The sequence below is a fragment of the Terrimicrobium sacchariphilum genome (assembly GCF_001613545.1).
GTDB lineage: Bacteria > Verrucomicrobiota > Verrucomicrobiia > Chthoniobacterales > Terrimicrobiaceae > Terrimicrobium > Terrimicrobium sacchariphilum.
In genome coordinates this window covers 3,580,155-3,605,843 of the sequence record NZ_BDCO01000002.1, presented here as the reverse complement: position 1 = coordinate 3,605,843, position 25,689 = coordinate 3,580,155, and the positions used below count along the sequence as shown (strand labels likewise).

Below are 25,689 nucleotides of genomic sequence, written 5' to 3'. Positions count from 1 at the left end.
AATGCCGAATTCACGGTATTGTGGAGGAGTGGGGGGTGGAAAATTTAACTCCCAACGGCGTGCGGAAGCAATGCGTTTCCGGAGGTTCGGAACGGGAGTTTACGGGGAAAGTGCCGCAATCAGGAAACAGACCAGCCGGGCTCTCCTATGGAGCTTCCAGCCCGCGCTCGCCGGTGCGCCATCGCTCGATGGCGGCCTGCATGTCGGATACCCGCAGGGGCTTGGTGAGGAAATCATCCATCCCGGCTTCGATGCAGGCATGGCGATTCTCGACGAGGGCATGCGCTGTGAGAGCCACGATCCATGGCTGGCGGGAATTCTGTGCCTGCTGCTGGCGGATGCGATGAGCCGTTTCGTATCCATCCATCTCCGGCATGAGGATATCCATGAACACCACATCATAATCGCCAGCGGCGATCATCGACAGGGCCTCCGCGCCGTTTGAGGCCGTGTCGGCCTGGAATCCTAGCCTGTCGAGGAGGCGGCACGAGAGCTTGAGATTCACCGGCACGTCATCCACGACCAAAATACGCATCTGGTTGCTATCGCGGCCAAAAGAAGGCTCCGGGAGCGGCTTGGCGGCTGGTGCCTGTGCAGGCCGGGTGGCGATGGAGAAGGAGAAGGTCGAGCCGACTCCCAGCGTGCTTTGCGCGGAAATCTGCCCACCCATGGACTCGACAAGCCGACGGCAGATGGCAAGGCCCAGCCCGGTACCGCCCACGGCATGCTTGCGCGCGCCGTCCCCTTGCTGAAAGGGCTCGAAGACATTCTCCAGGTCGTCGGGTGATATGCCGACGCCAGAGTCGGCCACCCTGCCACAGAGATACATGTGGTCCAGATGCCGTTCGGTCCAGAGGTCCACGGAGACGTGACCCTGTCGGGTGAATTTTGCCGCATTGCCGATGAGGTTGAAGAGGATCTGGCAATACCTGCTCTGGTCGATGTGAAGCCATTGCGGCAGTTCGGCTGCGACATTGCAGGCAAGGTGGATGTTGCGGGTGCTGAGAAGGGGTTCGAAGGATGCCACGACGGAGCGCGTGCAGGCGGCGACATCGGTGGCCTCGTAGTTGAGGTCAAGGCGACCGGACTCGATCTTGGAGATATCGAGGATATCACTGATGAGGCTGAGGAGTGTTTCGCCGCAGGTCTTGATGGACTCCGCGAGTTCGGCCTGGTGGTTGGGCAGGCCCTCGGCGAGGAGGAGGTCGGTAAAACCGATGACGCCGTTGAGCGGAGTGCGGATCTCATGGCTCATCATGGCGAGAAAGGTGCTCTTGGCTGCGCTCGCCTTGGCGGCAGCCTGCTCAGCCAGGCGGGCGTCCTCGGCCAGGCTGAGGGCGACGCGTTGGTGGCGGCGGAGCTCCTCGGTCTGACGGCGGAAGGAACGCTCCATCTGCTGGCGGACGATCGCTCCGCCGAGTCCGGCGGCGGCAGCCCGCAGGTTTTCGAGGTCGGCGTCGCTCCAGGTCCGTTCGGTCTTGCAGTCATCGAAACCGACGAAGCCCCACAACTCGTTCTTCAACATGATGGGCATCACGACAAAGGAAAGAATGCCCTGAGGATCGAGGATGGCGTGCTGAGCCTCGGAAAAAAGCCGTCGGATGCGTGCATACGCGTTGCCAGCCTGTAGGCTTTCGAGCATTCCCTGGAATTTGCCGAAGGGGAGGTTTTGCATCGCGGCATTCTCGAGTTCCTTCGACACGCCTGCGGCCGTCCACTCGTGCCGTTGGCTCATCAGCAGTTCATCCGAAGCTCGGGATGAGTGGATCTCGAAGATATACATGCGGTCCGCCTCCACGGCACGGCCGATGATCTCCAGGGCGCGCTGCATGGATGCCTCAAGGTCGCCCGGCTGGAGGAGAGTGGAGAGCGCCTCGGTGACGGCGCGCAGGACCTCGGCCTGGTCCATGGCCCTGGAGTCGGATTCACTCATAGGCTTCCACATTGTATGTCGGCGGAAGGTTCAACTGGCCGCGCAGGTCGTTCACTTCCTTTTTGATGGCGATGATTCGTTCCTCGCGTCCGACCATGGCGGCATTGAAACGATCCATCTCGGCGTAGGTCTTGGCGAGCTCCTGCTCGCGTTGCTTGCGCTCGGTGATGTCGTTGATCGTAATCACCAGACCCTCTTCCCACGGAGTGGCGGAAAAGTGATACCAGCCGGAGGGTTGGAGTGCTCCCGCCGATTGCTCAAAGGTGAGGGGCATATGGGAGTCGATGGCATGGCGGAAGCGATCGAAGACCGCCGGATTGGCGAGATTGGGAAAGAGGTCGGTCAGGTATTTGCCCCGTCCATCGGCGGCTGAGATGCTGAAGAGTCGCTCGGCGGAGTGGTTCATTACAGCAAGCTCGAGGTTCACGATGCGCGAATCGGCGTCTCGCACGGTATGGAAGGCGAGGATGGACTCAAAGGCGCTGTCGAGGATGCTGGCTAGCAGTTCGCGTTGGCGGATGGCGTCGCGTCGCTCCATGAGAGCTGTACCCAGGAGCGAATTTGCCGAGGCGGCCAGACGGCCGATCTCATCGTCGCGCGAATCCTCGATGCGCGAGATGGCCGCCGGGGCCGACGACATCTTTTGCATCGCGGTATCGAGTTGAGAAATGGGCCGGGTGACAAAAAAGTCGATCACGATGAAGCCGATGCCGACGATGGCGATGATCCCGGCGGCGGAGAGTATGAGCACCCAGTTTTTCCTCTCCATCGCATTGAGGTAGATGGTTGCCGAGTCCTTGATCGAGATGAGCATCTCGCCGTCATCCGAGAGCGGCCGAAAGTTGATGGAGCCATCGATGCCCTCGTCGATTTTTGGATTGGCGAAAACGGATGGGAAGGAAATCGTCACCGGGCCGAGAATGTCGGTCAGGATCTGGGAGCGGATCTGATCGGATGCGCCCATTTCCTTTGGGAAGGGGTGACCTGAGTTGGAGATGCCTGCGACCTGGGCCATCTCGGAGAGTCGTGGCGGTGTGAGGAAGAGGCCAAAGACGAGCCACCCGGCGGACTCTCCAGAGGAGGGGTTGGAGCGGGTGATCGGGCTGGCAGCCAGCAGCATGAGACCGGCGGGAGTTTCGATCAGGCTGGCTCTCGGCTGGGTGGCGAGCAGCCTGCTGCTGGCAATCTGCTGGATATTGACCCCCTCGGGCATTTCCTCGACCTGCGGGGCATTGAAGGGGCATACGAAGCTGTGGAGCCTTTTCGATGGATCGAAGAACAGGATGAGATCCTGGCCGGAGGTGTTGACCTCGGGCAGAAAGTTCTCCTCCAGGAACCCAGGGGACTGCCCCCTCATGTAGTTATACGCCTCGTCCCACTGCGCGTAGTCACGGACGAGCCGCAGCTTGGACTTTGCCTCGCGGTTGAGGACGGTGGCAAACTGCGTGAGATGCTCGCGGGTGAAGTTGTTCTGCACCCGGCCAAAGTAATCCGTCAGGATCCACGAACTAAGGACCAGAAAGACGCCGGCGAAGAGAAGCATGGCCCCTCCCACGATCAATCCGATACGAAAACGAAGGGAGCCGCGTCGCGTTAACATACGTCGAGCTGCTCCGTTTCGTTCTTCATGAATCCTTAGCTTTGCTTGAGAAGGGACAGGATCGTCTTCTGGGTATGGAGCCTGTTCTCTGCCTCTCGGAAGATCGTGTCGGCGTGACGCTCAAAGGCGGCCTCGGTGATTTCCTTGCCCCGATATGCGGGAAGGCAGTGCATGACAAGGGCATTGGGAGCGACCTTCAGCGTCTCGTCATTGATCTGATAGCTTTGAAATTGAGCGAGACGGAAGGCAGCCTCCTCCTCCTTGCCCATGCTCACCCAGACGTCGGTGTAGAGTACGTCGGAACCGGCTGAAGCTCCGATGACGTCCTCGGTGACGGTGATCTTGCCGCCCGAGCGGGCGACGAGTTCAGCCGGTGGCTGGAATTTCTCGGGCGAGGCAATTCTCAACTCAAAACCGAGCCGGGCGGCCGCCCAGATCCAGGAGCGCGAGACATTGCAGTCTCCATCGCCGATGAAGGTAACGACGAGATTGTCGAGCGAACCACGGAGTTCCTTGATCGTGAAAAGATCGGTAAGGATCTGGCAGGGATGCTCTTCGTCGGTGAGGGCATTTACGGTCGGGATGCGACCATACGAGGCGAAATCCTCGACGTCAGTCTGGGCAAAGGTACGTATCACTGCGCCATGGAGCATGCGTCCCATCACGCGGGCTGTGTCGCGAATCGGTTCGCCGCGGCCCAACTGAATGTCGTCGGCTGCGAGAAAGATCACGTCGCCACCCAGTTCCCGGATGCCGACTTCGAAGCTTACGCGGGTGCGTGTGGACGATTTGGAAAACATCAGGGCCCAGCATTCTCCCTGCAGCGGCTTGGAGGAATGTTGGCCGCGTGATGCCTTCATCTCATGCGTCAGGTCGACGATTTGTTCGATTTCCGCGCGGGAAAGCGACTCGATGGAGAGGAGGTGTTTCACCGGGGAGATGTAAGGGAAAACAGGTTTCCTGTCTACAAGAGAACCTGTCCCGAAAAACTCCCGTCGCCTAGGCCTTCGGGAGGTTTTTCAGGATGCGGTCGAGCGACTCGGCGGTGTCCTCCGGCGTAACATTGAGCGGAGGCAACAGCCTCACGACCTTCTCACCGGCCGGGATGGTCAGCAGCCCCCCAGCCATGAGCGCCTTTACCGTGTCGATGGCGGTGATCCCAGGGACAAGCTCGATGCCGAGCATGAGACCGAGGGCGCGCACCGTGTCGATCGAAGGGTGGTTTGCGGCCAGCAGGCCGTCGCGAAGCTGTGCGCCACGAGCCTTGGCGTTGTCCAGGAGATTGTCGCGTTCGATGATCTCGAGCACCTTGTTACCGACGGCGCTCACGAGCGGATTGCCCCCATAGGTCGTGCCATGGGTGCCGGGTCCCAGCAGATCGCAGAGTCCGCGATTCGACGACGCCCAGAAGGCTCCGAGCGGCACGCCATTGGCGATGCCCTTGGCCCAGCTCACACCATCGGGCTGGATGTCGGGAGCGAGAGACCGCCAGCCACACCATTCGCCCGTGCGGCCGAGACCACATTGGATTTCGTCAAAAAGCAGGAGCAGGTTGTGCTCATCGGCAAGCTGCCGGAGCTGGCGTAGGAAGTCCGCAGCGGCAATGTGAATGCCTCCCTCGCCCTGGACGGGCTCCAGCAGGATGCCCGCCGTCTTGGGTCCGATGGCGGCTTTCACGGCCTTGATATCGCCAAACGGCAGATGCTGAAAACCCTCGAGCAGTGGAGCGAAGCCCTTCTTCACCTTTTCCTGCCCGGTCGCGGAGATGCCCGCCATGGTGCGACCATGGAAGGAACCAAGAAAAGTCAGGATCTCGTATCGTCCCGTCTCACTGCCAAATTTCCGCGTGAGCTTGATGAGGCCTTCATTAGCCTCCGCGCCGCTGTTGCCGAAGAAAACCTTGCCCGGACCGGTGATGCCGACGAGCCGCTGCGCCAGGAGCGCCTGCGGCTGGGTCTTGTAAAGATTTGACGTGTGAATGAGCGTGGCGGCCTGTTTCGCGATCGTTTCCGTGATCTCGGGATGAGCATGACCGAGCGAACACACCGCGATGCCCGCGCCATAGTCGAGGTACTCCTTCCCATCGAAGTCCCACACCCGCGAACCGGCTCCTCGCGCGATCTCGAGATCGAAACGGCCGTACGTGGGCATGACGAATTCGCTATAGAGATCGGAGAGAGTGCTCATGATTTGGACGGCAAGATTTCCCATGTCGCGCGGGAAACTCCAAGCCGGTTTTTGCGGGTTATTCCGCGCTCACCTCAAGGAGCTTGCGGAACTCGGCCTCGGTGACTTCCTTCACGCCGAGTTTGCGGGCTTTCTCGAGTTTGCTGCCGGCCTCCTCACCCGCGAGCAGATAGGTGGTCTTCTTGCTTACACTGCCGGAAACCGTGCCCCCATTCTGGCGGATTATCTCGGCAATCTCATCGCGGGGTGAACTGAGGGTGCCGGTGATGACCCACGTGGTCCCCTTGAATTTTCCATCGCCCGACCCGCCATGCTCGTCACGTTCGCCGTAGTTCAATCCGGCGGCCTTGAGGCTCTCAAGCAGCTCGACCACCTTGGGGTTGCGGAACCACTGGTGAATGCTGCGTGCCATGACCTCGCCGACATCCTCGGTCGCCTTCAACTCCTCCTCCGTTGCGGTAGCCAGTGCCTCCATGGTGCGGAAGCGATCGGCCAGCTTGCGAGCGGCGGCGGCGCCGACGTGCAGGATGCCGAGGCCGAAGAGCAGCCGCCACAGCGGGCGGTTGCGGCTGGCGTCGATGCCCGCGAGGAGATTGGACGCGCTTTTTTCCCCCATTCGCTCGAGGCCGAGGAGCTGGTCGGCGGTGAGAGAGTATATATCGGTGATGCCAGACACCAGATTGGAGGAAATGAGCTGGTCGACCATGCTCTCGCCCAGGCCCTCGATATCCATCGCGCCCCGGTGGGCGTAGTGTTCGAGGCGGCGGCGGAGCTGCGCGTCGCAGGAGGGGTTCGTACAGCGTACGGCGACCTGTCCTTCCTCGCGAAGCACAGTGCCGCCGCAGGATGGGCAGTGGTCCGGCATCTGAAAGGGCTCTTCCTTCCCGGTACGCTCGGTTTTCAGTACCTCGACCACGGCGGGAATGACCTCACCCGCTTTTTCGATAAGCACCCAGTCTCCGACGCGGATGTCCTTGCGATGAACCTCCTCTTCATTGTGCAGAGTGGCCCGGCTGACCGTGCTGCCGCTGACAAACACAGGCTCGAGTTCAGCCACGGGCGTGAGCACTCCGGTGCGGCCCACCTGGATGGTGATGGCGTGCAGCCTGGTGCGGGCGCGCTCTGGCTCGTACTTGTAGGCGATGGCCCAGCGGGGAGCCTTTGAGGTGGAGCCGAGTTGCTCGCGCTGGGCGAGGACGTCGACCTTCAGCACCGCGCCGTCGGTCTCGTACGTAAAATCATGGCGGACCGTGCCGAGATCGCGGATGGCGGCGAGGGTTTCCTCGACCGTCACGGTGCGGCGCACCCACTCGGAGGCGGGAACGCCCCAGGCGCCAAGCTGTTGGAAGAAATCCTGCTGGGTGGACGGCATCTCGCCCTCGTATGCGCCGAAACCATAGAAGATGGCCTCCAGCCCACGTTTTGCCACGATGCGCGAGTCGAGCTGCTTGAGTGAACCGGCCGCAGCATTGCGCGGATTGGCAAAGGCGGGTAACCCCTGCTCGTCGCGCTCTTCGTTGATGCGGGCAAACTGCGCCTTGGGAAGATAGACTTCGCCGCGAATCTCGATACGCGCCGGGGCAGAACCTCTCAGCACATGCGGCACGGATTTGATGGTGCGGATGTTTTCCGTCACGTCATCTCCGGCCACGCCATCGCCTCGCGTGGCAGCGCGGGCGAGACGGCCATTCTCGTAGAGCAGGGAAATGGCGACGCCATCGACCTTGGCTTCCACTGTGAGCGGGATTTCGGTTTCCGGCAGCAGTTTGTTCAGCCTCGCGACGAACTCCGCCACCTCGGTCTCGTCGTACGTATTGTCGAGGCTCTGCATGCGGACGAGATGCTGGACCTGGGTGAAGGCCTCAAGTGGTCCGCCGCCGACGCGTCGGGTGGGGGAATCGGGATCGGCCAGCTCCGGGTGCGCCTCCTCGAGATCGGCCAGTTCACGGAGGAGGCGGTCAAACTCCTGGTCGGAAATCTCCGGGGCGGCCTTGGCGTAGTAAAGCTCATTGTGGCGGGCGAGCTCGGCCCGGAGATGACGGATGCGGTCGTGGGGATTACTTGCGGCGTCGGCCATAAAACCATCCTACGATGAGTGCCCCGGCGACGCCACCCGTGACGTCAGCGATCCAGTCACCGAAATCGCTGCCTGAGCGGTTGGGTGTGAAGAGTTGGTGGATCTCATCTGCCGCGCCGACCAGCATCACCGTCGCGACGACAACGAGAAAGAGCTTCCGTCCGGACAAAGCGGTCGACTGATGAAAGGCATTGGCCAGTAGTGCCGCGCCAGCCATGAAGTAGCCGAAGTGGACAAACTTATCGATGTTGGGGACGTCAACCTCCGGCAGCTTTCCCCCCGGGATGGAGGAGAGAATCCAGAGAGTTACGCACCATAGCAGGACGCCGAGCCAGGAGACGATGATACGAAAAAATTTAAGGTCAGCCTTCAACTTCGCAGATACATTTACGGCGTGGGCGCGTTTTCCAAGAATTTAATCCTCGGAATCGAGGGCGGCGCGACAAAAACCCGGTGGATTCTCTGTGAGAAAGAAAACGAGTCGCTCGTTTCGATCACCGAAGGCGTACTCGGTCCGGGCAGCCTGAGGCTCCTGAGCCTGGAGGAGCTCCGGCATCTTCTCTCTGTGATGCCGGCGGACGCGAGCCGGGTGGGGGTATTTCTGGCCGGATGTGCGACGGAGCGCGATCGCGAGGTTTTGCGCGAGGTGGCGGATTCCGTCTGGCCGCATGCGACAGTGCGGGTCGGGAGTGACCGGGAGTCCGGTTTTGCCGCCGCCTTTCAGGATCACGATGGCATCGCTGTGATCGCGGGTACGGGTTCGGCGGTAACTGGGCGCGCTGGCGGGATCGAGGATCGGGCGGGCGGCTGGGGGCATCTCCTGGGAGACTCGGGCGGCGGGTACGACATCGCCATCAATGCCCTCCGACGTATCCTGTACGACTACGATACCGCGAGGGAAATCACCCCGCTGGCTGCCGAGACGCTTCAGCTTCTCGGTATCAATACGCTGGCAGAACTCACCGTATGGGCGCAGGCCGCGCACAAGAGTGACCTCGCACGGATCACGCCGGTCGTCTTCCGCCATGCGGAAGAGTTTTCGGTAGCGCGCATCTTGCGGCGGGGCGCGGCGGCACTGGCACGACTGGCCGGCAGCGTGGCGCGGAGGTTGGAGTTTCACTCTCCGGTGGTGCGCCTGCAAGGAGGGGTTTTTACTGGCCAGCCAATATACAGAGACCTGTTCGAGCAAGAGTTTCGCAAGGCTTGGCCTACCGCCGATATCGATGTCTGCACGACACCGGGAAGCATGGGATCCGTCTATCTCGCGGCGGGGCACATGCCAGACCCCGTCCGCGTCCAGACCGTCGCGGAATCCGAGGTGGCCCAGGCGGTAACCGAGCAGCCCAACCCGCGTTCGGCGGATCTTGGTCTCCTCCCCACGCGAAAACTCGTGGAGCTTTTTGCCACGGAGGAGCGGGCCGTTGAGGAGGCCGTCCGCCACTGTGTGCCGGAACTCGCCATTGCGGTGGATCTCCTGACCGCCTCGCTTCAAGCCGGTGGGAGGTTGTTTTACATCGGAGCTGGTACGAGCGGTCGGCTCGGGCTGCTCGATGCGAGTGAAATGCCGCCGACCTTTGGCGTTGAGCCGGAACTGGTGCAGGGAGTCCTCGCTGGAGGCGTGGCGGCAGTGATGCGGAGTTCAGAAAGCGCGGAAGATTCCCGCGAGGCCGGAGCACTTGCATTGAGGGATCGCGGAGTGCGGGATTCCGATGTGGTCTGCGGGATCACGGCAAGCGGTCGCACTCCCTACGTATTAGGCGCTCTGGCCGAGGCGAGGCGTCTCGGAGCGGGCACGATATTTCTCACCTGCAATCCCCGGAGGGACCGTGCCGTCGGGCATGCCGATGTCGAGATCGATCTGCCTACCGGGCCGGAAATCATCACCGGCTCGACCCGTCTCAAGGCAGGCACCGCCACGAAGGTCGCCCTGAATATCCTTTCCACCTGTGTGATGGTGCGCCTGGGAAGGGTGGACGGGAATTCTATGTCCTGTTTGAAGCCGACCAATGAGAAGCTTCGCCGCCGTGCAGCTCAGATCGTGGCGGACTGTGCGAAAATCGACTTCGAGCAAGCCCTCGACCTTCTGAGCTGCACGAATTGGGACATTCGAGAGGCCATCTTGCGTACAAAAAGCCACATTTCCCCCTGAAGCGGGACTCCAGCCACCCAAATTTCCTCCCCAAGCTGCCGTATTTTCAGAGTTGGCACGGTCTCTGCTATACTTCTCTCAACAGAACAGCCCGGTCGAGGGAGCCGAATGGTAAGGGGGGATACCACCGGCAAGGGTAATCAAAACGACCGGGCTGTTCGTTTCTCTTTATTCTTCTCCTTTTGGCAAAGGTGGACAGGGTGCCAAGAGGAGAGGAAAAGGAAACGATGCTGGAGGATTTTCCGGCCTGTTACGCACACGCCAGTTTTCAGCGAAACTGGCTTTTTTTATGTCCTCAGGACTCGAGGTCCTTGAGTTCTTTCTCCAAGCGTTCGCTGAGCCATTGTTTGATCATGCTCTGGTAATTGAGATACCGCGAGCGAGCGAGACGCTTGATGCGAGCGAGCATGCGGGGGTCAAACCGCAGGGTGATCGTCGTGGAGTCGCGGTTGTCCGTTTTGAGCATCGAGGCATTCATGAGCCTCAGATCGAGGGACGTCTCTTTCCAAAACTCCGCTTCTTCCCGCTCGTCCGAAAAAGTCGGAACGTCGCTCCATTTGCTGAGAACCCTCATGATGTCAGTTATTCAGTTCCGCGTTTTTACGCTCGTAGAAGCCTGCTTCGGCTTCGGTCATGATGCGCGACTGGATGATGCGATAGCGTTTGCCATCGGTCCAGAAGACGGTGAAAAGCAGTTTTCCCGAAACCGCGCGGCCCAGGATGAAATAACGCGCATCGCTGGAATCATCCAACTCCGGCAGAAGCCGGATGCTGAAGGGGTCCTCGAAAGTTTCTTCAACCTCACGGGGGGTAAGATCCCCGAGGTCGGCGGGGGCATTGATCCAGTCGAACTCCATTGCGGTGTCTTGGGGGGTGAAAATCTACTTGGCGTGCTGGATCAGCTCGACTTCATACCCCTCGGGGGCGTCGACAAAGGCGATGACGGAACCGCTCGATGTGGTGTGGGGGCCGTCGCTCAGCGGGTAACCCAGGGCGGAGGCGTGTTTGGCAAAGGCATCCATGTCCTCCACCTCAAAAGCGAGATGGGTGAGGTCGGGACCGACCTGCACAGGACCGCTGGCGTCGTATTTGCAAATCTCGATCTCTTCCTCGCTGCCGGGAGCCTTGAAGAAAACGAGTTGCGAGCCTCGCCCACTCTGGGAGCGCCGGGTTTCTTCCAGCCCGAGGACGTCTTTGTAGAAATGCACCGTCTTCTCGAGGTCGCTCACGCGATAGCGCGTGTGCAGCAGTCGTTTCACCATGGGGGGAGTGTAACCGGTTTTCCGACCGTGTCGAAGCAGATTTCCGTACGGTTGCCGGGGATGCGCCGGAGGGAGACAGTTTTTTGTACCCCCGTGGGGAAAAGCTGCGTATTCATCGCGCATGGTCACTCAGAATTCCCACGAGTTGTTCACCGAGGCGCTACGGCACATCCCGGGGGGGGTAAATTCCCCGGTGCGGGCGTTTCGAGGCGTGGGGGGGGAGCCATTCTTTGTCGCGGAGGCGGAGGGATCACACATCCTCACCGTCGATGGCGAGGAGTTGATCGATTACGTTGGGACCTGGGGGCCGGCGATCCTCGGCCATGCGCCGGATTCCGTCATCGCCGCTGTCTGTGGTGCCGCCTCGCGCGGGCTCAGCTTTGGCATTCCCAATCCCTACGAGGTCGAGATGGCCAGAACGATCAAGGATCTCGTGCCCTCGATCGAGAAGGTCCGCATGGTCAACAGTGGGACAGAGGCGACCATGAGCGCGGTGCGGCTCGCACGCGGATTTACGAAGCGCGACAAGGTGATCAAGTTCGAGGGGTGCTACCATGGGCATGTCGACTCTCTCCTGGTCAAGGCGGGCAGCGGAGCGCTGACCCACGGTACGCCGGATAGTGCGGGCATCCCGTCCGCCTTTGCCGATCTGACGATTACCGTTCCTTTCAATGACCCGGCAGCCGTGCGACAGGCCTTTGCTGCCAACAAGGGCGAGATCGCCGCGGTAATCCTTGAGCCCGTTCCAGCCAATGCGGGGCTTTACCTGCCGGAACCCGGTTTCCTTGAGCTGCTACGCTCGCTCTGTACCGAATCTGGTACGGTGCTGATCTTTGACGAGGTGATGACCGGTTTCCGCCTTTCGCCTGGAGGAGCGCAGGAAATTTACGGGATCGTTCCCGACCTGACGACACTCGGAAAAATCATTGGCGGCGGCCTTCCCGTGGGGGCCTTCGGCGGCCGTGCGGACATCATGGATCATCTTTCGCCTGACGGACCCGTGTACCAGGCAGGAACATTGTCCGGCAATCCTGTCGCCATGGCTGCGGGCCTCACCCAGCTCAACGAGCTCGTCGCCCGCGGGGGGTGGAGCGAACTCGAGCGGCTCGGCAACCTCATGGAGGAGGGCGTGCGCGAGGCCATTGCAGGCAAGCCGCTCACGTTTCAGCGTATCGGGTCGATGTTCTGTCTCTACTTTCACCCCGGCCCGGTGCGAAATCTCGCTGAGGCAAAACTTGCTGATCGTGAGAAGTTTGCCCGCTTCTTCCACGCGGCGCTGGATCGTGGCGTTTACTTCGCCCCTTCGCAATTCGAGGCGGGATTCCTTTCACTGGCACATACGCCGGAGGACATCGAGGAAACCCGCCGCGTCATGGTGGAGGCTCTCGCGGTTGCCGGGATCTAGGCGCAAAATCGACATGACAAAACGGGCTCCCGAGGCCTAGAATAACGGCGCGATGAGCCCGGAATCTGACATAGCCGAGATCGAGGAGATGATTCGCAAGATCGGCATGGGGGACCGAGCGAGTTTCGAGGCATTTTATGATCGGTTCTCCGGCCTCATTTACTCGACCGTCCTGCATGTCCTCAATGATCCCGCTGATGCGGAAGATTGTGCCCAGGAGGTTTTTTTCATGCTGTGGGAAAAGGCTCCCATGTATGATCCGGCACGTGGAAAGCCGCTCACCTGGGCTATCACCATGGCACGGAACAAGGCCATCGACCGACTGCGCTCCCTGCAAAGACGTTTCCGTCTGCATGACGAGGTGCAGCGGGAGACCGCTCCCGACGATCTCCTCACCCAGCGTGAACCTTTCGAGGATCTCGACACCAGCGAAAAGGGTGAGCTCATACGCAACGCCGTGCTGAAGCTGAACCGCGACCAGCGGGAGGCCATCGAGATGGCGTACTTTGGCGGTCTCACCCAGCAGGAGATCGCCACCCGGCTGCAGGAGCCTGTCGGTACGGTGAAGGCTCGCATCCGGCGCGGCATGATGCGCCTGCGCAAGATGATCGGCTCGACTCTTTGAGCGTCCGACGCCAAGCTCCCGCGCTCGTTCCATGCTGGTATCCGACTTTGACTTTGACCTCCCGCCCGAGCTGATCGCCTCGCGCCCGCTGCCTGACCGCGATGGCTCGCGCATGATGGTGGTCGACCGCTCGACCGGGGAGATCACGCACCGTTCCTTCCGCGACTTTCCCTCCTACCTCGCGCCGGGGGACCTCGTGGTGCTCAATGATTCGCGCGTGATCAAGGCCCGCCTGCGCACGCCTGACCAGCGCACGGAATTGCTGCTTCTGGAGCCAGTTGACTCCTCCGCCTGGAAGTGCCTGGGCAAACCCGGTCGCCGCCTGCGTATCGGCATGTCCATGGAGATTGCCGGTACGGTGGCCACCGTGCGCGATATCCTGCCCGATGGCGAGCGCGTCGTGGAGTTTGCCTCCCCGCCCGATCTCCAGACACATGGCGCGATGCCCATTCCGCCCTATTTCCGGCGCGAGGCGGATGCCGAGGATGACGTGCGCTACCAGACGGTCTTTGCTGACGAGCCGGGGTCCGTCGCCGCTCCCACTGCAGGCTTGCATTTCACCCCCGAGCTTCTTTCCACGCTGCCCCACGCCTTTCTCACCCTGCATGTCGGCATCGGCACGTTCCTGCCGGTGAAGGTCGACCGCGTGGCTGATCACGTGATGCACGAGGAACGCTACAGTATCTCGCCCGAGGCCGCGCAGGCCATCAATGCTGCGAAACGGATCGTCGCCATTGGCACCACCGCCTCGCGCGTGCTCGAGAGCCAGCCCGCCGGGCCGATTCAGCCCCACTCCGGATCGACCGCGATATTCATTCACCCGGGGTATCACTTCAAACATGTCGGAGCGCTTCTGACGAATTTTCACCTCCCAAAGTCCACCCTTATCATGCTCGTCTCCGCCCTGGCCGGAACCGACCTTATTCGCCGAGCCTACGAGGAGGCGGTGCGGGAGCGTTATCGGTTCTTCAGTTACGGCGATTGCATGCTTGTCGTGTAGCCCTCGGGTTCACCCGAGGTGATGAATGCCCATCCCGCTGGCGTCTCACCATGCCGTACGGGTGCGTATGTCGGAATTCGGTGTAGCTGGGAGAGCCGGCCAGTCTCTTGGCGATTCGCTTCGTATTGACGGCTTGGGACGAGCCATTTCCGACAGGAATTGCCATGGACCGGGGAGAATTTTGTCGAGGAGCGAGCGGCGATTGCTTGCCAATTTCGGGGCGAAAGAAATCAATACGCTCTTCCTTCATGAAAACCCGAGCCTTTACCTTGGTCGAGCTGCTCATCGTGGTGGCGATCATCGGCATCCTCGCCGTGCTGCTCATGCCTGCGATGCAGGGAATTCTCGCCCGTGGCAACGAAGGCAAGGTCGTGGCCAATCTCCGTCAGATCGGTGCGGCGCTCCTGAGTTACGCCTCCGATCACCAGCAGCTTCTTCCTGCCGCACATGGCACAGTGCCGTATCAAAGTACCCGCGACGGCGATCCGCTCGCCTGGCAGCAGCAGCTCGACTCCTACATCGGCTTTGAGGAGGTCACCGCCGATTCCGTCGGTACCCGCAAGGTCTTTAGCGCCCCGGTTTGCGCGTTTCATACCAACAGCTTTTTCCTCGGTAGCTTCGCGGCCGGATATGCCGCCTCAAAGGAATCAAGCTCGGGCGAGGTGGTCTTCGCTCCCATGAATCTCAACCGTATCCAGCGCCCGGCGATGCATGTCCTCGGCGGGGAGGTCGGGGGTCATGGGTACTTCGCCGACAACGACGCTGACAAGGACGACTATGGCGACAACAATCCTGCCTTCCGCAGTTCTGGCGGAAAGGTCGTTCAGATTCTCTTCGCCGATGGACACGTGGCTGGCTTCAAAGCCTTCGACCCCACCCGCATGACCGTCCGCTACGAAGGCGTGAAGGAAGACGGAACGGGGTATACATACTTCGATCCGTAAGCCACTTAGTTCCTGACCCGGATTATTCAGCGTCGAAGGGCGTGATTCTCGATGCTCTTCGCGAACAATGGCGTTTCGATGCGATTGTGCGCGGCTGAAGCGAGTTGGCGGGCCTGCTGGGCGGACTCGTAAGGCAGACCATGTGAATCCAGGAAGGCATGGAACTCCGGCGTGGCGTCTCCATGGACATGATTCGTGAACTCGCATGTTTCCGTATCGATTTTCTTAACCGACAACTCCCACGTGACCTTTACCTTGGTACGACCGTTTGGCGAAAATACATCGGAAAGTGAGATCACGCGGCAATGGTGCGGCTCGGCGATGTCCTCGACATAATGCTGCACGACTATGCTGCCGCCTATGCACTCGACATTGAGCGACATGCGCTTGCCATCTTCAGTACGCGAAGTCCCCGCTGCGATATGGGCAGGCGAGCAGCGCTGATACTCGGCATCCGGTAAGCTGAAGAGCCAGTCTGCAAGGTCGATTTTTTCAATGGGGGCATTGATGACGGAGGTGTAGCTCGATTCGGACAGAGTTTCGGTTTCCATAAAAATATGTTGGATGAACCGGATGTCGCAGCCGTCGTGCCACTCCTTGGAAAAATTCCTTAGCAGTTTATGGAGAGCTGATTATGGGCTTGTCGTGCCGATGATCGGTGGGTGGAAATTCTGGACGTACGAAAACTCGTCCTGCGGAAAGCTTCCATGAGTCACTCCGCACTTGATTCGGTTCGTGGCCGTGATTTGGCATCACAGGATATCAACGCCGGACCTTGGTTGGAATCCCTTGCCGCCGGAGAAAAAACGTGCCATCTTCTGCCCTCTTTTGCCGGCATAGCTCAGCGGTAGAGCAACGGTTTTGTAAACCGTCGGTCCTCGGTTCGATCCCGAGTGCCGGCTTTTTCTTGCTCCCCGGAATGGCTCGGGGCAGGGTTGATGGGATATGGAATTTTCTCCCGTGACGGCGGTGGCCAAGGCCAATGTGTACTTCGATGGCGGCGTGGTGTCGCATGCGATCATTTTCCCCGATGGCGAGCGCAAGACGCTCGGGATCATCCGGGAGGGGTCGTATCACTTCGGCACCGAGGCGGCGGAGAACATGAAGATCACCGACGGGGCGTGCAATGTGATGTTCGACGGGACGACGGAGTACAAGACGTTCTCGGCGGGCGAGGAATTTGACGTGGCGGCAAACTCGGGATTCACCATCGCGGTGACGAAGGGGCTTTGCCAATACGTCTGCTCGTACCTGAAATAAGGAGGCGGACTACCTGGATTTTCGCCCGGGTTCCGATGAGCGGCGGATGCACATATCGCGGGCGCATTGCGCCCACGCCGACGGGCTACTTGCATGTCGGGCATGCGGCGACGTTTCGCCGGGCGGCGGAGCGGTGTGAGGCGGCTGGCGGGACGATGGTTTTCCGGCTGGAGGATCTGGACCCGCTGCGTTGCAAGCCGGAGTATTGCGACGCGGCGCTGGAGGACTTGCGCTGGCTCGGGCTCACCTGGACCGAGGGGCCGGATGTCGGCGGACCCTGCGGGCCGTACCGGCAGAGCGAACGCCGCCCGCATTTTCTCGCGGCATGGCGAGCCCTGCGCGACGGCGGATGGATTTATCCCTGTGCTCGCTCGCGCAAGGAGGTGGCGACGTCGGCGCTGGCACCGCATGAGGAGGAGCCGGTTTTTCCGCCGGGATGGCGTGTTCCCGTCGCGCAGGCGCGCGAATGGGCGGACCCGGCGGGAACGAACTGGCGGTTCCGCGTGCCGGATGGCGAGGCGGTGGAGTTTGTGGATGGACACTTCGGCCAGACTCGGCGTGTGGCCGGAGTGGATTTCGGCGATTTCCTGATCTGGAACCGTGACAATGTCCCGGCCTACGAACTGGCTGTGGTGGTCGACGACATCGCGATGGGCATCACGGAGGTGGTGCGTGGCGCAGACCTGCTGACCTCCACGGCGCGGCAGCTATTGCTTTGCCGGGCGCTTGGGGCGCCAGCTCCGGGATTTTACCACTGCCCCCTGGTCGTCGACGAACTCGGACGGCGTCTGGCGAAACGCACCGGAGCGCTGGCTTTACGGACGCTGAGGGAACAGGGAGCGACTCCCCAGAGTCTCTGGGACCGGTTAAAAAATGGGATGTTTTAGCGAGAAGAAGGCGAGATTGCGAGATCAGCAGTCTCTTGCAGAAGGACGCAAGGATGGCGACCTCTTTAGGGACGAGCGAAGCTCGGAGACGGCACTCGGCTCCGGTTTGGGTGGACTCCGCCGCCGGTTATATTCCCCTTGGAAAGGGTGCTCGACGGGCTAACCGATCGGGGTACAAAGCTCGAGGAGATGGCCGTCGATGTCGCGAACATAGGCGACGGTCTGGCCCCAGGGCTTCAGCTTGGGAGGTGCCACTGCGATGGCCCCGGCGGCAATGGCGCGCTGGTAGGCGCTGTCCACATCGGGCGTGGCGAAAGCAATCTCACTTGGAAAGGGGCGACGCTTGCAATCCGGAGTTTCCACGCCGCCCGGAAAATTCTCCTCACCGAGTTCTCGCGCCGCAAAGCCGAGCGTGGTCGCCCCGGTTTCCAGTTCCCCGTACGTGCTGCTTTCATGCAGGAACCGAGTGGTAAATCCGTAGGCTGCTTCATAATGGGCGAGAGAGGCAGCGACATTTGATACGTACAGGATCGTGTAGGCGAATTGCATGTTGGAGGAAATGAGATCCTCCTTAATTGCGTTCAGTGCCACGGGTCAATGATGGACAACCATCGTAATCCCTGGGGTTCATGCGGTCTCGACATCCGCAACGCTGTGTTTGAGCCGAGCCGTTCCCTCAAGCACCGGGTAGACTGGTGTCCTTCTGCAAAAGAACTTCTGTCTCCCCCTTGGTTTACTTCGCTTTCTTCCGTCCTCAAGTCACTCTACGATATCTCTGGTGAAGGTTCCTTATTTCCATGTGGATGCGTTTGCTTCGGAGATGTTCCGGGGGAATCCGGCGGGTGTGTGTTTGCTACGTGAGACGACTGATGACGCGACGTTGCAGCGAATCGCATTTGAAAACAACCTTTCGGAAACTGCCTTTGTGCTGCCGCATGGGGAGGAGTTTTCCATTCGCTGGTTCACGCCGACGGTGGAGGTGGACCTGTGCGGCCATGCCACGCTGGCGGCAGCGCATGTGCTTGTGACCGAGGCTCGTTGCCATGCTCCACTTCATTTTGATTCCGCAAGCGGGATACTCGGCGTATCGGCGGAAGGAGATCGCCTGGTGCTGGATTTCCCGACACTCCCGGGAAAATCCGCAACGGCCACGAGGATGCTGACCGAGGCGCTGGGAGCCGATCCATGCGAGGTTCACAAGGCAGAGGATTTTCTCTGCGTTTACGATCGGGCGGAGGACATCCTGTCCTTGAGTCCGGACATGGCAGCGATAGCCGCTCTGGATGCCCGCGGGGTGATCGTGACTGCGCCGGGGCACGACTGCGACTTTGTCTCGCGCTTCTTTGCCCCGGGGTGCGGCATTCCCGAGGACCCGGTGACGGGGTCGGCTCATTGTACGCTTGCGCCGTATTGGGCCGAGCGGCTGGGAAAAACCACATTTTTTGCGAGGCAGGTCTCCTCCCGCGGGGGCGAGCTGTGGTGCGAACTGGTTGATGACCGGGTGCGGATCGGAGGACGGTGTGTCACCTACATGCGCGGAGAGATTGCGATTTGAGGGTTGATTCCATCCACTACCCATGGCTAAAGAAGCGCCGAACACGCCGGAAAAATGCATAACGCACCGGCCGGGAACAAAGGGCATGGAATGCATGGAGGAGAGAGGGGTTCAAACACGGAAGCTTGTCATCGGGCGCTCGAGCATATTTATGACATCGCTACCACCCGAATGAATGCGGGGCGGGGAATCCACTTTTAAACACTTCACTTTATGTCGTTGCGTATCCTGGTTACTGGCGGAGCGGGTTTTTTAGGCTCTCACCTTTGCGATCGGTTGATCGCTGGCGGGCATGACGTGTTGTGCCTCGACAATTTTTTCACGGGCCGGAAATCCAATATCGAGCATCTGCTTGGCAATCCGCGCTTTGAGTTGATCCGGCATGATGTGATCGACCCATTCAAATTTGAGGTCGATCAGATCTACAATCTCGCCTGCCCAGCCTCGCCGCCGCACTACCAGTACAATCCGATCAAGACCATCAAGACCTCAGTGATGGGGGCGATCAACTGCCTCGGCTTGGCCAAGCGCACGAAAGCGCGTGTCTTTCAGGCCTCAACCTCCGAGGTTTACGGCGACCCGAACATACATCCGCAGACCGAGGACTATTGGGGCAATGTGAATCCGATCGGTCGCCGCTCGTGCTACGACGAGGGCAAGCGCTGCGCCGAGACACTGTTTTTCGATTACCATCGGGAGAACAAGGTCGACATCCGCGTGGTCCGCATCTTCAACACCTACGGTCCGCGCATGCACCCGAATGACGGGCGCGTCGTGTCGAACTTCATCGTGCAGGCCCTGCGCGGTGAGGACATCACCATCTACGGCGATGGCTCGCAGACCCGGTCATTTTGCTACGTGGACGATCTCATCGAGGGATTCCTCCGGCTCATGAACCAGGAGCTCACCGTAGGGCCGGTGAACATCGGCAATCCGGGCGAGTTTACGATGCTGGAACTGGCGAAACTCGTCCTCGAGATCGTAGGTGGATCTTCTAAAATCGTCCATCTGCCGCTGCCCTCGGATGATCCGAAGCAGCGCCGGCCCGACATCACGCTTGCGAAGAAATACCTGGGTTGGGAGCCGACCGTGCCGCTGGTCGAGGGCTTGCGGCGTACAGTCGAGTACTTCCGCAAGGAGATCCAGGCAGGCTAACGCGCTGGACGAAGCCCCACCCAATTGAGACACTAACCAATTTCCCAGATTCACCAAACTATGAATATCTGCTGTATCGGAGCGGGCTATGTCGGGGGACCGACAATGGCCATGATCGCAAAGAAGGCGACCTTCTGCAAAGTGACGGTCGTCGATATCAATCAGGCGCGCATCGATGCGTGGAACTCCGCCGAACTGCCAGTCTACGAGCCGGGTCTCGAAGAGGTTGTTCGCGAGTGCCGTGGCAAGAACCTGTTTTTTTCCACAGACGTCGATCAGGCGATCCGCGATGCAGATATTATTTTCGTAAGTGTGAACACGCCGACGAAGACATACGGCGTGGGCGCTGGTCGCGCGGCGGATCTGCGTTATCTCGAGCTGTGCGCCCGACGCATCGCCGAGGTCGCTCAAGGCGACAAGATCATCGTGGAAAAATCGACTCTCCCAGTGCGCACGGCGGAGTCGCTCAAGCGCGTCCTGCATTCCAACAGCAACGGATACCGCTTTGAGGTGTTGTCGAATCCAGAGTTTCTCGCCGAGGGTACCGCCATCAGCGACCTTGAGGCCCCGGATCGCGTGCTCATCGGTGGTGACGATACGCCGAGCGGACAGGCTGCGGTCGAGACGCTGGTCAAGGTGTACAATGCCTGGGTGCCGCGCGAGCGCATCCTCACGACGAACCTGTGGTCTTCCGAACTGACCAAGCTCGTCTCCAACGCCCTCCTGGCACAGCGTATTTCCTCGGTGAACTCGATCTCCGCGCTTTGCGAGGCGACGGGTGCAGACATCGATGAGGTGGCCTTCGCCGCCGGCAAGGATACGCGCATCGGGCCGAAATTCCTCAAGGCGTCCGTCGGCTTCGGCGGATCGTGCTTCCAGAAGGACATTCTAAATCTTGTCTACCTCTGCGAATACTACGGCCTGAAGGAAGTGGCCGAGTATTGGGAAAGCGTGGTCAAGATCAATGACTGGCAGAAGGATCGCTTCGTACGCAGCATGATCCGTACAATGTTCAATACCATCTCCGGGAAGAAAATCGCCGTCCTCGGGTTTGCCTTCAAGAAGGACACGAACGACACGCGCGAATCCGCTGCGATCCGCGTCTGCGCTTCGCTGCTCGCCGAGCAGGCTGAGGTGGCGGTCTACGATCCGCAGGTGACAGAGAAAGGCATCCGCGACGACCTCGTCTACGCCGGCGTGCCGGAGTCGCAGCTCGCCCGTCTCTCCGTGGTGGACGACCCTTACGCGGCCCTCGATCAAGCCCACGCCCTGGCCGTCTTGACAGAATGGGATGAGTTCAAGAGCTTTGACTACGATCGCATTTTCACGGGCATGAAGAAGCCCGCGTTCGCCTTCGACGGTCGCAATATCCTCGACCGGGCGAAGCTCCGTGAGATCGGCTTTGAGGTCCACGCCATCGGCAAGCCCTAAGGTCTTTAGAAAGTTCAGCATTACTGGCGCCTGGGGAGCAGTCCGCTCACGGCTGTTCCCCATCTGCCTTCCCAGGCTTTAGCCTGCGAGGTGTGCTCAAATCTGATTGCGCTTTGGGCGAGTCGATAGCACCCTGAGGGGGAAGTGAACTTCTGGAAGCGAAAGCCGGTGCTGGGGATAGGCATCGGAGTGGGCGTGATGGGTGCGGTGGCGCTGGCAGTGCGATATGGCATGCGGCGAACCCCGCGCGAACCCATCCCCGACGATATTTCGCCTGCCATCTTTGCCACCCGAGTGGCGAGCACATCGCATGGCGAGATGGTTTATCACATTTCCGGTTCCGGGGAGCCTCTGGTATTTTTGCACGGCATCTATCTCGGTGCATCGTCGTACGAGTGGAGCAAGGTGTACCCGCATTTCACCATGGGTCATGAGGTGATCGTCCCGGATCTGGTCGGCTTTGGAGAAAGCGAGCGGCCCGGCGTACCGATGGACGCCACGGACTACGCCGAGAGCCTGGCTGAGTTCCTGCTCGAGACATGTCCCGGTCGTCAGCCCGTGATCGTCGCCAGTGGATTGACGGCAGGCATCGCGTTGCTGCTCGCCTCGCGCCATCCCGAGCGCATCTCGCGCCTTGTCGTACTGCTGCCTACAGGATTGAAGGAATCCGGCAAATGGCGCGCCGCCGGCATGGTGGCGCTGGTCGGTCTGCCTGGCTTGAACCGCTTTGTTTATCAGAATTATCTTTCGCGTCCGCCATTCATCCGGGGATGGCTTTCCCGTTTTGCCCTGGGCGATCCTTCACGGGTGAATGAGGAGATGGTGCGCGTGCTTTCCACCTGCGCCCGGCAGGCGGGAGCCGAACATGCGATTTTTGGATTTTTGCGCGGGCGGCTGGCCTTTGACATCGAGTCAAGGTTGAGCCGGGTGCTGCATCCCGTGACGATCCTTTGGCCGGACAAGGCGACGGGATTTCCCATCGAGACTGGATTGGAGATTGCAAAAAAGATTGAGAACGTGCGGATGGTGCAGGTGCCGGATTGCGGCATTCTGGCAGCCTTGGAGGCTCCCGAGCGCATCACGGAACTCCTGACTTCCGAGATTGATGGTGACTTTCGGCTTGAGGGTGTGGCCTGACGTGGTATTGGCCGACCTCGTAAAGAAGTGAACGTCTCCGATCTCCGCGAAATTCTCCAGTATGTCCCTCGCTTCCGCGAGCGGGTGTTCGTCATTGCCATCGATGGCGAAGTGGCGGCCTCCGATAATTTTCCCAACATCCTGCTGGATCTGGCGGTGCTGCGATCCTTGAGCATCAAGGTGGTGCTCGTCCATGGCGCGGCCCACCAGATCACCGAGCTGGCGGCGGCGCGAGGGGTCAAGTTAAGCAATGCCGATGGTACGGGGGTGACCGACACGGCAACTCTCCAGGTGAGCATCGACGCGGCGATCCGGCTGACGAACGAGATCATGGAGGGGCTTTCCGCCGTGGACCTGCGGGCCGCCTACATCAACGCCATGATCGCCCATCCCGCCGGCATCCTCGGCGGCGTCGACCAGCAATATACCGGGCGGGTGGAGCGCGTGGACGTGAAGGCGCTCAAGCTCCTGCTTGATGAAGGTATTTGCCCGATCATCCCACCGCTCGGGTTCGACGGCGAGGGTCGGACATTCCGGGTGAACTCCGATGCAGCCGCCGTGGAGGTGGCCGAGGAGCTCGGAGCTTCGAAGATCATTTATCTCGCGCCGCACTCCGCCTTTGCGGGAGAGGGGCTGCCGCGGCAGGTTTCCGTGGCGGAGACCAATGACCTGCTCAAGCGGCGGAAGGACGACCTTGCGCCCAGCATCTGGTCGAAACTCGACTGCGCCGCCCGCGCCTGCGTGCAGGGCGTACTGCGCGTCCACGTGCTCGATGGTAGCGTGAACGAGGCGCTGCTTACGGAGATTTTCAGCCACGAGGGCTTCGGCACCATGGTGTATTCCAACGAATACCAGCAGATCCGCCGGATTTTCAAAAAGGACGTCCGGGCCGTGATGTCACTCATCCGGCAATCGGTGAAGAATGAGGAACTCGTTCGGCGCACACGTACCGAAATCACAGAGAAGATCGAAGATTACTGGCTGCTCGAGGTCGACCGGACCCCGGTGGCCTGTGTGGCCCTGCATGTCTACCCCGAGGACGCGTCGGGAGAGCTGGCCTGCCTCTACGTGAGCAAGACGCATGAGAACCAGGGCTACGGGCGCAAGCTCATGGCCTTCGTTGAGAACATCGCCCGGGAAAAGGGCCTCAAGCGCATCTTCGCCCTTTCGACCCAGGCGGTGCATTACCTCCAGCAAAAAGGCGGTTTCGTGGAAGTTGCGCCGGAGCGGCTGCCTGCCGTGCGGAGGATCAAGTATGAAACCAGCGGGCGAAACTCCCGCGTATTGGAGAAGATCTTCTCGGCATGAGTGGCGCAAGCGGCTGGGGACTCGCCATCGATGGCGTTGTCATCCTTCTGTACTTTCTCGTCATCGTCGGCATCGGCCTTTACGCCGGACGTAATAACAAGAGCTTGCAGGATTTTGCCCTGGGCGGGCACAAGATCCCGTGGTGGGCCGTACTCGCGTCGATCGTTGCTGCCGAGACGAGCGCAGCGACGTTCCTGGGCACGCCGGCGGAAGGATTCAAAACACGGAGTTTTGCCTACGCGCAGCTCGCTATCGGAACGGTCCTCGCCCGCATCATCATCGCGTGGCTCTTCATCGCTCCTTATTTCCGGTACAAGGTGCAGAGCATCTACGAATTTCTCACGATTCGTTTCGGACCGCGTACGAAGGATACGGCAAGCAGCATTTTCCTCCTTGGTCGCGTCCTGGGTATCGGGGTGCGTCTGTATCTCGGGGGGGTGATTCTCGTGGTGATCTGGAGATTCCTTTTCCCGGGCGCGCCGGTGACTCTGGAGACCTATTTCTGGGGCATCGTTTTCATCACGCTGGTCACGACCTTTTACACCGCGATCGGGGGAATCAAAGCCGTCGTCTGGACCGATCTCATTCAGGCCTGCCTCATGCTGGGGGCGGTGGTTTTTGCCCTCTTTACCATCCTGAATCACATTCCCGGCGGCCTCGGCGAGGTCCATCGGCAGCTTTCAACTCAGGATACCTCGATGTTCCAGACGGGCTGGGATGCCGCCAAGCCCTTTGGCGACGCCCTGAGGGGGATGCTGGAGAATCCCTATACGATCATGGCCGCGCTCATTGGCTCGACCTTTCTGACAATGGCCACCCATGGCACGGACCAGGACATGGTGCAGCGCATGCTGACAGCGGAAAACGTGGCAAAGTCGCGTTTCAGCCTCGTCTTGAGCGGGCTCGCCGATATTCCGATCGTGCTCGCCTTTCTTGGCGTGGGCATGCTCCTGTGGGTCAGATATCAGGTGACGCCCGACTCCTCGCTCCCTTCGGCGCACAACGAGGTTTTTGCGTACTACATCATTCACGAGATGCCGGTGGGCATCCGGGGGATTATTATCGCAGGCGTTTTTGCCACCATGATGGGGTCCACCTCGGCCGCGCTCAATGCGCTGGCCACGGCCTTTATCCGCGACTTTTATCAGCCCTACATTCGGCCCCAAGCCACCGAGCAGCAGTCGATCCGGGCCGCTCGTATCTCGACAGCGGTTTTCGGCCTTTTGATGATCCTCGTCGCCACGGGCGCGGCCTACACCGTGCTGGAGACGAATATCACGATCATTCCTCTTGCGCTCGGGGTCCTCGGTTACGGATACGGATCGCTCCTCGGCGTGTTTCTCCTTGGCGTTTTGACTGAGAAGCGGGGAAATGACGTGGCCAATGTTGTCGCGATGCTCCTCGGGGTGGTTGCCGTGCTGTTCCTCGGCAAGGTCAATCTGCCTGGGGTGAGCCTCCACTTTCAGCCCGATCTCCATTTTCAGCCGGTGAACTGGGACTTTGGCACCCTGATGCCTGCCTGGTGGCCTGCCATCGCATGGCCCTACTACGTCTTCATCGGCTGCACGGTGACTTTCCTTCTGGCAATCCTCTTTCCACGTCGAGAGAGCGATCCGGCCCAACTTTGACTCGTCCCAAAAGGGGCGGGGAAAGGTGAGGAAATACATCGATCACCGGCGCAGGCCTTGAAGCCATCAAAGGGGGCGGGAGGGTCAAGATTTTTCGGGGAAAATGCCAATCTTTTTGTGTGACGATCCTGCCATTTTTTCTTGAG

General features: G+C 60.3%; 24 protein-coding genes and 1 tRNA gene. 14 read left to right on the top strand and 11 right to left on the bottom strand.

The genetic code is table 11. From position 1 onward, the window contains the following. Positions 1-145 precede the first annotated feature (145 nt). From TSACC_RS21935 to TSACC_RS16815, 6 genes are all read right to left on the bottom strand, one after another. Positions 146-1,933: a GAF domain-containing hybrid sensor histidine kinase/response regulator gene (locus TSACC_RS21935; protein WP_075080382.1), complete on the bottom strand. Its 1,788-nt coding sequence runs from the start codon at positions 1,931-1,933 to the stop codon at positions 146-148. Further along, positions 1,926-3,533 (bottom strand): CHASE4 domain-containing protein, encoded by a 1,608-nt coding sequence (locus TSACC_RS16835; protein ID WP_075080381.1) that lies wholly within the window; start codon positions 3,531-3,533, stop codon positions 1,926-1,928. The genes TSACC_RS21935 and TSACC_RS16835 overlap by 8 nt, the downstream gene beginning before the upstream one ends. Before the next feature lie 35 nt (positions 3,534-3,568). Further along, positions 3,569-4,465, bottom strand: coding sequence for an ornithine carbamoyltransferase (gene argF / locus TSACC_RS16830; protein ID WP_075080380.1), 897 nt, complete (start codon positions 4,463-4,465; stop codon positions 3,569-3,571). A 67-nt stretch (positions 4,466-4,532) separates the two neighbouring features. Then, positions 4,533-5,720 (bottom strand): aspartate aminotransferase family protein, encoded by a 1,188-nt coding sequence (locus TSACC_RS16825; RefSeq protein WP_084400634.1) that lies wholly within the window; start codon positions 5,718-5,720, stop codon positions 4,533-4,535. 58 nt (positions 5,721-5,778) lie between these two features. Then, a complete protein-coding gene (ligA, locus tag TSACC_RS16820; protein ID WP_075080378.1) occupies positions 5,779-7,797 on the bottom strand; it encodes an NAD-dependent DNA ligase LigA in 2,019 nt (672 codons plus the stop codon). Then, on the bottom strand, positions 7,778-8,170 hold the full coding sequence (locus TSACC_RS16815; RefSeq protein WP_075080377.1) for a VanZ family protein: 393 nt from the start codon (positions 8,168-8,170) through the stop codon (positions 7,778-7,780). Before TSACC_RS16815 ends, ligA begins: the two co-directional genes overlap by 20 nt. 21 nt (positions 8,171-8,191) lie before the next feature. On the opposite strand from TSACC_RS16815, the gene murQ reads away from it, so the two are divergent. Further along, a complete protein-coding gene (gene murQ, locus TSACC_RS16810; protein ID WP_084400555.1) occupies positions 8,192-9,946 on the top strand; it encodes an N-acetylmuramic acid 6-phosphate etherase in 1,755 nt (584 codons plus the stop codon). A gap of 295 nt (positions 9,947-10,241) precedes the next feature. Here murQ and TSACC_RS16805 read toward each other — a convergent pair whose 3' ends face one another. Genes TSACC_RS16805 through TSACC_RS16795 form a run of 3 tightly spaced genes read right to left on the bottom strand, consistent with a single transcriptional unit; the run spans position 10,242 to position 11,208 of the window. Next, on the bottom strand, positions 10,242-10,520 hold the full coding sequence (locus TSACC_RS16805; RefSeq protein ID WP_075080376.1) for a CopG family antitoxin: 279 nt from the start codon (positions 10,518-10,520) through the stop codon (positions 10,242-10,244). A 4-nt stretch (positions 10,521-10,524) separates the two neighbouring features. Next, entirely contained in the window at positions 10,525-10,803 is a 279-nt protein-coding gene (locus TSACC_RS16800; RefSeq protein WP_075080375.1) for a BrnT family toxin, read from the bottom strand. Positions 10,804-10,827: 24 nt separating this feature from the next. Continuing rightward, the gene (locus TSACC_RS16795; protein ID WP_075080374.1) at positions 10,828-11,208 is read right to left on the bottom strand and encodes a VOC family protein; all 381 of its coding nucleotides are present in this window, start codon (positions 11,206-11,208) and stop codon (positions 10,828-10,830) included. A gap of 121 nt (positions 11,209-11,329) precedes the next feature. Here TSACC_RS16795 and hemL point away from each other — a divergent pair, with 121 nt between their 5' ends. From hemL to TSACC_RS16775, 4 genes are all read left to right on the top strand, one after another. Next, a complete protein-coding gene (gene hemL / locus TSACC_RS16790) occupies positions 11,330-12,613 on the top strand; it encodes a glutamate-1-semialdehyde 2,1-aminomutase (RefSeq protein WP_075080373.1) in 1,284 nt (427 codons plus the stop codon). A gap of 52 nt (positions 12,614-12,665) precedes the next feature. Further along, on the top strand, positions 12,666-13,238 hold the full coding sequence (locus tag TSACC_RS16785) for a sigma-70 family RNA polymerase sigma factor (RefSeq protein ID WP_075080372.1): 573 nt from the start codon (positions 12,666-12,668) through the stop codon (positions 13,236-13,238). A 31-nt stretch (positions 13,239-13,269) separates the two neighbouring features. After that, complete coding sequence (gene queA, locus TSACC_RS16780; RefSeq protein ID WP_075080371.1) at positions 13,270-14,238, top strand: tRNA preQ1(34) S-adenosylmethionine ribosyltransferase-isomerase QueA; 969 nt, start codon at positions 13,270-13,272, stop codon at positions 14,236-14,238. A gap of 248 nt (positions 14,239-14,486) precedes the next feature. Beyond that, positions 14,487-15,182, top strand: a complete 696-nt coding sequence (locus tag TSACC_RS16775) for a type II secretion system protein (protein ID WP_075080370.1) — start codon at positions 14,487-14,489, stop codon at positions 15,180-15,182. Between the two features lie 26 nt (positions 15,183-15,208). Here the strand turns inward: TSACC_RS16775 and TSACC_RS16770 are convergent, their stop codons facing one another. Then, the gene (locus tag TSACC_RS16770; RefSeq protein WP_075080369.1) at positions 15,209-15,733 is read right to left on the bottom strand and encodes a hypothetical protein; all 525 of its coding nucleotides are present in this window, start codon (positions 15,731-15,733) and stop codon (positions 15,209-15,211) included. A 279-nt stretch (positions 15,734-16,012) separates the two neighbouring features. Between TSACC_RS16770 and TSACC_RS16765 the strand changes: the two genes are divergently transcribed. The 3 genes from TSACC_RS16765 (at position 16,013) to TSACC_RS16755 (ending at position 17,329) form a co-directional block, all read left to right on the top strand. Then, positions 16,013-16,084 (top strand) — tRNA-Thr (locus TSACC_RS16765). 43 nt (positions 16,085-16,127) lie between these two features. Continuing rightward, positions 16,128-16,442, top strand: a complete 315-nt coding sequence (ppnP, locus tag TSACC_RS16760) for a pyrimidine/purine nucleoside phosphorylase (RefSeq protein ID WP_075080368.1) — start codon at positions 16,128-16,130, stop codon at positions 16,440-16,442. A 35-nt stretch (positions 16,443-16,477) separates the two neighbouring features. Beyond that, a complete protein-coding gene (locus TSACC_RS16755) occupies positions 16,478-17,329 on the top strand; it encodes a glutamate--tRNA ligase family protein (RefSeq protein WP_075080367.1) in 852 nt (283 codons plus the stop codon). 159 nt (positions 17,330-17,488) lie between these two features. Here the strand turns inward: TSACC_RS16755 and TSACC_RS16750 are convergent, their stop codons facing one another. Then, the gene (locus TSACC_RS16750; RefSeq protein WP_075080792.1) at positions 17,489-17,878 is read right to left on the bottom strand and encodes a VOC family protein; all 390 of its coding nucleotides are present in this window, start codon (positions 17,876-17,878) and stop codon (positions 17,489-17,491) included. 229 nt (positions 17,879-18,107) lie between these two features. Between TSACC_RS16750 and TSACC_RS16745 the strand changes: the two genes are divergently transcribed. From TSACC_RS16745 to TSACC_RS16720, 6 genes are all read left to right on the top strand, one after another. Continuing rightward, the gene (locus tag TSACC_RS16745) at positions 18,108-18,884 is read left to right on the top strand and encodes a PhzF family phenazine biosynthesis protein (RefSeq protein WP_075080366.1); all 777 of its coding nucleotides are present in this window, start codon (positions 18,108-18,110) and stop codon (positions 18,882-18,884) included. Positions 18,885-19,103: 219 nt separating this feature from the next. Further along, the gene (locus tag TSACC_RS16740) at positions 19,104-20,039 is read left to right on the top strand and encodes a UDP-glucuronic acid decarboxylase family protein (RefSeq protein WP_075080791.1); all 936 of its coding nucleotides are present in this window, start codon (positions 19,104-19,106) and stop codon (positions 20,037-20,039) included. Positions 20,040-20,099: 60 nt separating this feature from the next. After that, positions 20,100-21,470 (top strand): UDP-glucose 6-dehydrogenase, encoded by a 1,371-nt coding sequence (locus tag TSACC_RS16735; RefSeq protein WP_075080365.1) that lies wholly within the window; start codon positions 20,100-20,102, stop codon positions 21,468-21,470. Positions 21,471-21,614: 144 nt separating this feature from the next. Beyond that, entirely contained in the window at positions 21,615-22,607 is a 993-nt protein-coding gene (locus TSACC_RS16730) for an alpha/beta fold hydrolase (protein WP_153811493.1), read from the top strand. A gap of 27 nt (positions 22,608-22,634) precedes the next feature. Beyond that, positions 22,635-23,915 carry an amino-acid N-acetyltransferase gene (argA, locus tag TSACC_RS16725; RefSeq protein ID WP_075080363.1) on the top strand — a complete coding sequence of 427 codons (1,281 nt, stop codon included), beginning with the start codon at positions 22,635-22,637 and terminating at the stop codon, positions 23,913-23,915. Continuing rightward, a complete protein-coding gene (locus TSACC_RS16720) occupies positions 23,912-25,543 on the top strand; it encodes a sodium:solute symporter (protein WP_075080362.1) in 1,632 nt (543 codons plus the stop codon). Before argA ends, TSACC_RS16720 begins: the two co-directional genes overlap by 4 nt. The last annotated feature ends 146 nt before the right edge of the window (positions 25,544-25,689 follow it).

Excerpts from the sequence above, each read along its gene's own strand:
- TSACC_RS21935 (WP_075080382.1), bottom strand. The coding sequence starts at position 1,933 with ATGAGTGAATCCGACTCCAGGGCCATGGACCAGGCCGAGGTCCTGCGC.
- TSACC_RS16835 (WP_075080381.1), bottom strand. The coding sequence starts at position 3,533 with ATGTTAACGCGACGCGGCTCCCTTCGTTTTCGTATCGGATTGATCGTG.
- TSACC_RS16825 (WP_084400634.1), bottom strand. The coding sequence starts at position 5,720 with ATGAGCACTCTCTCCGATCTCTATAGCGAATTCGTCATGCCCACGTAC.
- ligA (WP_075080378.1), bottom strand. The coding sequence starts at position 7,797 with ATGGCCGACGCCGCAAGTAATCCCCACGACCGCATCCGTCATCTCCGG.
- TSACC_RS16805 (WP_075080376.1), bottom strand. The coding sequence starts at position 10,520 with ATGAGGGTTCTCAGCAAATGGAGCGACGTTCCGACTTTTTCGGACGAG.
- TSACC_RS16800 (WP_075080375.1), bottom strand. The coding sequence starts at position 10,803 with ATGGAGTTCGACTGGATCAATGCCCCCGCCGACCTCGGGGATCTTACC.
- TSACC_RS16795 (WP_075080374.1), bottom strand. The coding sequence starts at position 11,208 with ATGGTGAAACGACTGCTGCACACGCGCTATCGCGTGAGCGACCTCGAG.
- hemL (WP_075080373.1), top strand. The coding sequence starts at position 11,330 with ATGGTCACTCAGAATTCCCACGAGTTGTTCACCGAGGCGCTACGGCAC.
- TSACC_RS16785 (WP_075080372.1), top strand. The coding sequence starts at position 12,666 with ATGAGCCCGGAATCTGACATAGCCGAGATCGAGGAGATGATTCGCAAG.
- queA (WP_075080371.1), top strand. The coding sequence starts at position 13,270 with ATGCTGGTATCCGACTTTGACTTTGACCTCCCGCCCGAGCTGATCGCC.
- TSACC_RS16775 (WP_075080370.1), top strand. The coding sequence starts at position 14,487 with ATGAAAACCCGAGCCTTTACCTTGGTCGAGCTGCTCATCGTGGTGGCG.
- TSACC_RS16770 (WP_075080369.1), bottom strand. The coding sequence starts at position 15,733 with ATGGAAACCGAAACTCTGTCCGAATCGAGCTACACCTCCGTCATCAAT.
- ppnP (WP_075080368.1), top strand. The coding sequence starts at position 16,128 with ATGGAATTTTCTCCCGTGACGGCGGTGGCCAAGGCCAATGTGTACTTC.
- TSACC_RS16755 (WP_075080367.1), top strand. The coding sequence starts at position 16,478 with ATGAGCGGCGGATGCACATATCGCGGGCGCATTGCGCCCACGCCGACG.
- TSACC_RS16750 (WP_075080792.1), bottom strand. The coding sequence starts at position 17,878 with ATGCAATTCGCCTACACGATCCTGTACGTATCAAATGTCGCTGCCTCT.
- TSACC_RS16735 (WP_075080365.1), top strand. The coding sequence starts at position 20,100 with ATGAATATCTGCTGTATCGGAGCGGGCTATGTCGGGGGACCGACAATG.
- TSACC_RS16720 (WP_075080362.1), top strand. The coding sequence starts at position 23,912 with ATGAGTGGCGCAAGCGGCTGGGGACTCGCCATCGATGGCGTTGTCATC.